The sequence below is a fragment of the Daejeonella sp. genome (assembly GCF_049655485.1).
Lineage (GTDB): Bacteria > Bacteroidota > Bacteroidia > Sphingobacteriales > Sphingobacteriaceae > Daejeonella.
Genome location: NZ_JBASJU010000316.1, coordinates 48,210 through 56,756, shown reverse-complemented (window position 1 = coordinate 56,756; position 8,547 = coordinate 48,210). Strand labels below are relative to the sequence as shown.

Here is an 8,547-nt window from a genome sequence, read left to right as displayed (position 1 = left end):
AAGGTTTGCTGTAGGGGAAGGAGTCGAACCTTCACGAAGCAGTTATTTCCCTTTTACGGTATTTCCCAAATCTTCGCCACCGAGACGAGGAGGTGTGTCTGCCAAATTTCACCACCCTACAGTGTGTAAGCGCTCAGTATTTCCCGATTGCTTGATACAAATGTAAAGTAATGGCCAATTCCTTGCAAATATTTTAATGATTTAGTTGTATTTTTATGGATTTAATAATTAATTTAGCCGTACATTAAAAGTTTTATAATTAGTAATGGAAAATCGTCCCCAAAATTTCGAACCTGATAATCTGGATTTGCAGATCCTTGCCGTACTTATGGAAGATGCTACTCTCCCCTATACCGAAATTGCGAAAAAGCTTATCGTTTCGGGAGGTACTATCCATGTACGGATGAAAAAAATGCAGGACATAGGGGTAATAAAAGGATCTCATCTGATGATAGACCCTCAAAAAATAGGATACGATATCTGCGCGTTTCTGGGAATTTTCCTGGAAAAGGGCTCGCAATACAAGGACGCGGTGGAAAGTCTAAGAAATATTAAAGAAATTGTGGAGCTTCATTATTGCACTGGATCATATAGCATGTTTGCTAAAATCATTTGCAGGGATACTAATCATTTAAGGCATGTACTTAATGAAGACATTCAGGGGGTAAAGGGGATACAGCGCACGGAAACCTTTATTTCACTTGAAGAAAGCATAAAACGCCAGATCACATTGGAATAAAAAAAGGCAACACTTTTTAGGTGTTGCCTTTTTTATATTCTTATTAACTCCTATTTAGTTTCTAAATACATCACGCTTTTAACAGCAGCAATAACTTTTTCCGCATTGGGAAGTGCTTCTTTTATTAAGGTTGGAGCGTAAGGCAAAGGAACATCAGCACACGCTACCCGAAGAACTGGCGCATCAAGGAAATCAAAAGCATCCTTTTGGACTTTGAACGCAACTTCTGTAGCAATTGAACCTAAAGGCCATGCTTCCTCTACGAATACCATTCTATTAGTCTTCTTAACAGAAGCAATGACAGTATCGTAGTCAATTGGACGAACTGTGCGAAGATCGATCACTTCGGCGTTGATGCCTTCTTTAGTAAGTTCTTCAACAGCTGGCATTACCACTCGTGAGAGCATTTTTCCGAAAGTGACGATAGTTACATCTGTCCCTTCTTTAACTATGTTAGCCTTACCTATCTCGATATAATATTCTTCTTCAGGAACTTCACCTTTATCTCCGTACATCACTTCGGATTCCATAAAAATAACCGGATCTGGATCAATGATCGCTTGTTTCAACAAGCCCTTAGCTTCATATGGTGTAGAAGGAACCACTACTTTCAGCCCTGGGCAGTTAGCATACCAGTTCTCAAAATTCTGCGAATGCTGTGCACCAAGCTGTCCTGCATTACCGGTTGGGCCACGGAAAACTATAGGGCAGGAAAATTGTCCTCCGCTCATGGAGAGAACTTTTGCAGCTGCGTTGATAACCTGATCAATTGCAACAAGAGAGAAATTGAAAGTCATGAATTCGATAATCGGATTCAATCCATTCATAGCAGCACCGATTCCGATACCTGCAAAGCCAAGTTCGGCGATTGGAGTATCAATAACGCGTTTAGCGCCAAACTCATCAAGCATTCCCTGACTTACTTTATATGCACCATTATACTCAGCAACTTCTTCACCCATTAAAAAAATCTTGTCGTTTTTCCGCATTTCCTCATTTAATGCTTCACGGAGTGCTTCTCTGAACTGTATTTCTCTCATCTGTAAAATTCAAATTTTGGAACAAATATACCTATCAATTACGAATTATCAATTACGAATTACGAGAGCGAATGTAAAAATCAGGATTGCTTGGCAGACAATTGAATACTGCCGATAATCTTGCATATCTCTTCGGTATGGTTGATCAAGCTGGTACTCATATCTAAAGTAAGATACCCAGTAGCTAAAAGCAATTTCAACCAATACTTCGTTTCCCGAGCTTCCTTATATGCGATTGAGAGTTTTGATATAAAATCAGCTTTTGACTGAGCGCCGATAGCTTGCTCGACATTTGCGCCAATTGAAGTTCCGCTGCGAAGAAGCTGTTTCGAAAGTATAAACTCATGTCTCTCTTTCTGAAGAAATTTATAAGCATCGACAATCCTAATGGCGAAAGAAAATGATTTATCCTGAATAATGTTATCCCGTTCCATCTACAACCATGGAAGTATAATCAAACTTACCATCATGCCTTCAATACATTGTTAAATAAGAAAGTTTTGGTACTTCTATCAAGTTTACGGTATTAAAACTATCTTGATTACCCACTTTCGTAATTCGTAATTCGTCACCTCTGACAAATCTTCCTAAACGCACAATACTTACAAGTTTCCAGATTCGTAGTTTGCCGGAAAGGGATACTCAAATCAAACAGCTCGTTTAGCTTTTCGGAAAGTTTCAATTCGAACTGTTCTTTGAAATAGTCCAGGTTTTGGTCTGAAAGTTTTAATCCGCCCTTCTTTTTTTCGCTAAATAAGGTTCCGCTTTTAAAGTCTTTAACAGTGTAAAGATGAGGTTCAACATTTTGAACGGCTTTCGACTTTTCATAGACATAAGTGTAGAAAAGTGTTTGTATAAGCGCCTTATTCTGTCCTTTCCCTTCTTCCATAAAGAGACTGTCAAAATCATTATACTTAAGCTGGTCCTTCCCGGTTTTATAGTCCACAATCCGGACCTTTCCATTATGTGAGTCAACTCTATCTATAATCCCAAATAACCTCACCTCTTTACCACTTCCAGCCATATCCAGTTTGAATAAGGGGGTATAACTTTCTTTGTTCTCCAGCTCTATGATCGTAAAGGGGGCGAGCTTTTCATCATGCCGTATGATCCGCAATGCATATTGTTCAATAACTTTTAAAACAATCTGCTGTAATGCATTCTGTTTCCGAATGACATTTTTTGGGTCATTATTTAAAGCAACTGCAAGAGCCTCCTCACACATCGCTGGCAATTTCTTTTCCTGGAATTTGAGAAACTCAGCTGTAACCTCACTGCCGACTGAACTTTTGTAAAAACTTTCCATTACTGTATGAAGCATCGTTCCAACGAGGTTTGATCCGATCTGGTCCGGTAGATCTTTGGGCTCTTTTAACCCTGCAATTCTGCTGTAGAAAAATTTTAATGGACAATTGACATAATCAGTAAATGCTGTAGCTGAGATTTTCTTTTCATACTTTTCTTCCGGGTTTCTCAGGAGAAATTTTTCCAGTCTCTCTTTAACAATCCCAATTTTTTCAACGATTATTTTTTGTTCACTGTTATTATCTACAGGCTGGTTCTGCTGGACAAGCTGAGTAAAGTGGCAATCGGTCTCAAATTGAAGCTGTTTGATAAAGCGGCTTTCCTCTCCAGTGCTTTTCTCGTCTGTGATACCATTATAAACGAGAGTAACTTTCTTTGCACAATGAAGCAGGCGGTAGAAAAAATAGGAGAATATAGCATTCTGATTTTCAAGTACTGGAAGGCCAAATGCCCTTCTCACATTATCAGGAATAAAAGACGGGGTGATGCTGACTTTGGGCAATACCCCTTCATTCATTCCCAAAACTATCAGTTCATCAAAATCAAGGCATCGGCTTTCTAATAAACCCATAACCTGCAGCCCAGATAAGGGCTCGCCATCGAATGGTACAGACAACCCTGCCAAAGCCCTTCTTAATGTCCTGAAAACAAATTTAGGCCCCATCTCCACAGAAGCTGCCTCATTTTCGAGTTCTTCAAAATTATCGGACATCATATTCAGGGCTTTAACAGCTTCGGCAATAAGGAGGCTATCCAGCTTACGAAGTTGTTCAATCTCTGCTGATAATATGAGTAAAAGACTGCCAAAATTCCGAATAGTGTCTGAGGCACTTTTGTACAGCGAAAAACTCAAGTCACCAGTTTTACCAAGCCTGCGAAGTTCCTCCAGATCAAACCTTGCCTTTTTTCCATCCACCATTTCTGTGTGAATGCGGCTTCTCTGATCTTTGTCAATATTGATCAGGGGATTAAGAATAAAGGTTAGCACCTTGTGATATGAAATTGTGTTCTGGTCACCTGAAGCAATTTCCTCCTGGATATCGAGCCATAAATCACATAGGCCGAACACTGCCGACTGCTCAAACGGATAACCCATTGTCACATTCAAAGTCTCATCAGAAATTGTTTGTAATACTGGCAGAAGCAAGGCCTCGTCAGCCAGTATTATTGCTTTCGTGTCCGCATCTTCCGCTGACCTTGATGAAAAGAGATTACCCAGGAGTTTTCCCTGAGCAACATTACCTAAAGCCTGAACAATTATAAATTCCTTAGAGGGATCATTTATCCTGCTTAAGGAGTTTTCGAATTGGTTTACTAATCCAACGGTTGTAATGTTTCTTCTTATAAAATGACCAGCTTCCTGCTTTGGGTCCGCAAAATAATGCTCGTCAAGATCAAAATAGAAAGAACAGAGACCCTCATCCTGCCACTTTTTAAACAACAATTCCTCAGCTTTGGAAAGTGCATTAAATCCAACAAACACAACATGAGAAAATTGATTCAAAAATTCCGGAACTTCCGAACTGCCTTCTGCCAGGTTGCGATACATTTTTGCACTGCTCACAAGGTTTTGTGAAGCCAGCTTTTCATGAAAGTTTTTGTAAAGGAGCGGCATCCTGTGCCACATCTCAATGAATTTTTCCTGGATCTTACTTTGCTTTTCTCCTGAAAAAGAAGACCAGAAAGACTTCATAAATTCAAGCTGTTCTTCCTCAAAATTGGGAAACTGATGCTGCAATTCAGCGATGCTGCCAATCAAATTGAATACTTTAGCAGGATCTGCCAGGTAATAATCGATCTGAGAAAAATCAGATACGATTATCTCTGCAAGAGGATAAAAAACATCCGCGCTTACAGGTTCTTTGCCTTCTGATTTAAGCAGAATATTATATTCTGTAAACAGGACAAAGAACTGCTTCAGCTGGGAGGCACAAACCTGATTTGTAGAAGCCGAAAAAAACTGCTGTATAGTGTAGAAGTGGGGGCTCCAAATGGGCTTTCCGCTGATTTCGGAAAAATACTTCTTTAAAAATAGCTGAGGGCGTTTGTTGTTGAAAACGATTGCCACGTTTTGAAGATCGCTTCCAAAACTTTTAAGCAGGTCGCCTGCAACACGATATAAAAACTTATCCTCTGCCATTAACCAACTTTTTGAAGCTTCCGCTCTTGTGCATACCACAGATATGCGTGAACTTCTTTAAAATCACCCATTTCCATTAAGCTGTCACGATAAGAACTAATATCACCAACATATTTACTCTGTTCATTGCCAAACTTGAAATCGAGCAGGATAGCATAATCCTCAAAAACAAACAGTTTGTCGGGTCGTTTAACTACCCCTTTACTTAATATTATATCCTTTTCACTTATTACGTTTTTTGCAGTCCTAAACCATGTATTTATTTCAGCCTGCATCAGCACATCTATAACTGTAGTTTTTATTTCAGCCTTCTCTGCCTCTCGTATCAGGCCATCCTGCACCTTTTCGGCGATAAGCTTATCGAGCGAATCAATAGTATTAATGTTTTCCAAAAGCTCATGCAACACAACTCCCTTCCTCTGCTTTGCATTAAACCAGGTATCTTGATTTGTATTATTCCTTTTGAAGCATTCTGTCAGTGACTCGTTAATTTGATATTTACTAATAACCAAAGGCGCGTCTTCCAATTCAACGATCTGTGCAGGTAATTCAACGGCATCACCAAAAACAAAAGTCTGATCTTCTTGTACAAAACTTGGATCTCCGTCGCCAGCAGAAGCCAAAAGGTCAGATAAAACAATTTGAATATCATTGATAGGCCCTTTCTTTGGCTTGGAGCCGAGTTTTGGACAAATCATACACAGATAGTCCTTTGCCCGGGTGGTAGCCACATAAAGAGTATTGATAATGTCCATGTAATTGAGGAGCATTTCTTCAAAATAATTCTCCGCAAACGAGGTTGATGCCAGAATTTTATTATAGTCCACCGGTAGCAGTTTAAATTTTCCGAAACCTGCAGCGTCTGCGTCAACCCACAACAATTTTTTAATATAGCCGCCGGATGTGTTTAGCTTCCAGGTGATAAACGGAATGATTACTGCTCTGAATTCAAGCCCCTTGGATTTGTGAATCGTCATAACCTGAACCGCATCCTGATTCAGTGACGAAGGTAGAGCCTTAAATGACCCTTCAGTATCCCACCACTCTAAAAATGCCCCAATACCTTGGTCTCCACCCGAAGAAAACAACGCTATCTGATCTCTGAACGCAAGTAAGAAAGGGATGTGACTTGTAGTATCGCCTTTTCCTAACTCATAAATATTGATCAGTTTTTCGGTAAGCTCGGAAACAGGTAAAGCTCGAAATGATGGAAACTCGCTGCATAGCCTTGGGGGTAATATGTTTCCAAGTTCTACAATGTTCTTTGCTGAAAGTTCAATCCAGTCGCTAGCTTTTAATTCAACTAATTCGCTATTCTTATTCCTTATCTGATGCCAGAGACGTGCACATTCTGTTTTGAAAATACCATTTTCACGCTCATGAACGGAGAATAGTCTAAAAGTGCTAATCAATAGTTGAACTGCAGGATTATTTTCAATTTTCAAGGCTTCGCCAGAAATAACCTGAAAGGTTTTCCCGGCAGCTATACTTAATTTATCCTGATTGCTCTTGATGAACATACAGCTCAAAATCTCCTCGGCTTCCCGATTGGTTTTCACAAGAATGCCGATTTCTTTCATGGCGACGCCCGCTTGAAGTAATTCAACCAGCTTGGTAACGGTATAAGCCGCGGCCATGGTTTGATCCTCTTCCTCCTCAAACTCTTCATCTTTAGAAAAGAACTTTATCTCGACTTTCCCTCCTGGGGAAGTGGTATCTGTTACATTTTGAAAGCTTCCTTCATAAGCCTTTTCAATCAAGAGATTGTTTTCCCTTCCCCAAACTTCGTGCAAATGTTCCCGCGCATCTTCAGCGAAAACCCCGTTTATTATTTGCTGCAACATTCCCGGAAGCCGGGTATAAAGAAAATTATTAAAGCGGATAATATTCTCCGAGCTTCTACGATTAAACTCCAGATTTTCTTCACTAACATTGTCAACCAGCAAGTCATTTCGTAGGTTACTATGAAGGATTCGCCAGTCGCCGTTTCTCCATCGGTAAATCGACTGCTTCACATCACCCACCACCAGATGATCTGATTTATCCCCTCCACTTTCCGCAATTGCATTTTTAATTAAAGGAAGGAAATTCATCCACTGGAAAGTACTTGTATCCTGAAATTCGTCGAAAAGAAAATGCTTGTATTTATTCCCGGTTTTTTCCCAAATAAATGAAGGATTTTCAATATCAGATCCGGTTATACCTTTTAAAAGCTGCTGGGCATCACTGATTAGCAAGGTGCGGTTTTCGGAACGATAATTTTTTAAAAGATCCGCCATACCCTGCATCAGCCGGAGGTACGAACTGTTCTTGCTTACAGCAAGATAGGTTTCATAGCGCTCACTCCCTTCGTTATAAACCTGGATTAAAGATTTAAGCTCCGGATTTAAGCTGTCGTATAAAGCTTGTATCCCGCTCCTGTCCTTTATAGATCCGTGGGGCCACTGATCAAAATCATCGACTAGTTTTCCCAGTGAATCAATGTGGGAAAAATCCTCATCCAGGATCTTTTGCAGCTTCAGTAGCGGATTTTTTGACTTGTTATTAAGTTCATCAGGCAGTATCGAGGATTCAACAAAAAGACTCTGAATGCGACTGGTTCTTTCTATGACAGTATCCTTAAATTCTTTAATCCCTGCGCCGACAACTTCTCTAAGACTATTGAATTCAGTTCCCTGCTGATCCCCCATTGCAAGCATAGCTTCCTGAAAAGGATAATATCTTTCCTTAAAAATCTCATCGGCGAGGTCTTTCAAAGCCCGTTGATAATCCCAGTCCTTTCCATCGCTGATGCGGTCGATCGCCAGGTTTGTGACCCATTCCAGGAGATCCGGATCATTTTCAAGATGGATATTTAATGCACGAATCAGCTCATCCTTGACTTTATCCTGGTTCATCTCCAGTTTATACCCGCTATCCAGATTAAGTTCAAAAGCAAAGCTTCTGATCAACTGCTGTACAAAACCATCAATTGTACTGATTGAAAAACGACTGTAATCATGTAGGATACTACTGTAAATCTGGGAGGCCTTTAACCTGATATCTATATCACTAAACTCAGGATAGTGTTCCCTGAGGATAGGGGCGAACTTTGATTTTTGGTATCCAGTCTTCGCCAATTCTTCCAAAGAACTCAGGATACGCTCCTTCATTTCGGCAGTGGCTTTGTTCGTAAAAGTAACCGCAAGAATTTCCTTATACTTCCCCGCACCGCTGAAGAGCAGCAACAGATAATGAGCAGTTAAAGTAAACGTTTTACCAGAACCCGCCGATGCACGTATCAGTTTAAGAGGTTTGTGTCGGACCATTATTTATTCTAGCTT

5 protein-coding genes are annotated in these 8,547 nt (G+C 40.1%); 1 reads left to right on the top strand and 4 read right to left on the bottom strand.

Annotation, left to right across the window (positions count from 1 at the left end):
• The first annotated feature begins 265 nt into the window (after positions 1-265).
• Positions 266-739: an Lrp/AsnC ligand binding domain-containing protein gene (locus tag WBJ10_RS13045; protein WP_424290981.1), complete on the top strand. Its 474-nt coding sequence runs from the start codon at positions 266-268 to the stop codon at positions 737-739.
• A gap of 50 nt (positions 740-789) precedes the next feature.
• Here WBJ10_RS13045 and WBJ10_RS13040 read toward each other — a convergent pair whose 3' ends face one another.
• The 4 genes from WBJ10_RS13040 to WBJ10_RS13025 all read right to left on the bottom strand — a co-directional run bounded on the left by WBJ10_RS13040 (position 790) and on the right by WBJ10_RS13025 (position 8,532).
• Positions 790-1,779, bottom strand: coding sequence for a pyruvate dehydrogenase complex E1 component subunit beta (locus tag WBJ10_RS13040; RefSeq protein ID WP_424290979.1), 990 nt, complete (start codon positions 1,777-1,779; stop codon positions 790-792).
• Between the two features lie 80 nt (positions 1,780-1,859).
• Positions 1,860-2,213 carry a four helix bundle protein gene (locus WBJ10_RS13035; protein WP_424290977.1) on the bottom strand — a complete coding sequence of 118 codons (354 nt, stop codon included), beginning with the start codon at positions 2,211-2,213 and terminating at the stop codon, positions 1,860-1,862.
• Positions 2,214-2,347: 134 nt separating this feature from the next.
• Entirely contained in the window at positions 2,348-5,224 is a 2,877-nt protein-coding gene (locus WBJ10_RS13030; protein ID WP_424290975.1) for a PD-(D/E)XK nuclease family protein, read from the bottom strand.
• Positions 5,224-8,532 carry a UvrD-helicase domain-containing protein gene (locus WBJ10_RS13025; protein WP_424290973.1) on the bottom strand — a complete coding sequence of 1,103 codons (3,309 nt, stop codon included), beginning with the start codon at positions 8,530-8,532 and terminating at the stop codon, positions 5,224-5,226. Before WBJ10_RS13025 ends, WBJ10_RS13030 begins: the two co-directional genes overlap by 1 nt.
• Positions 8,533-8,547: the final 15 nt, after the last annotated feature.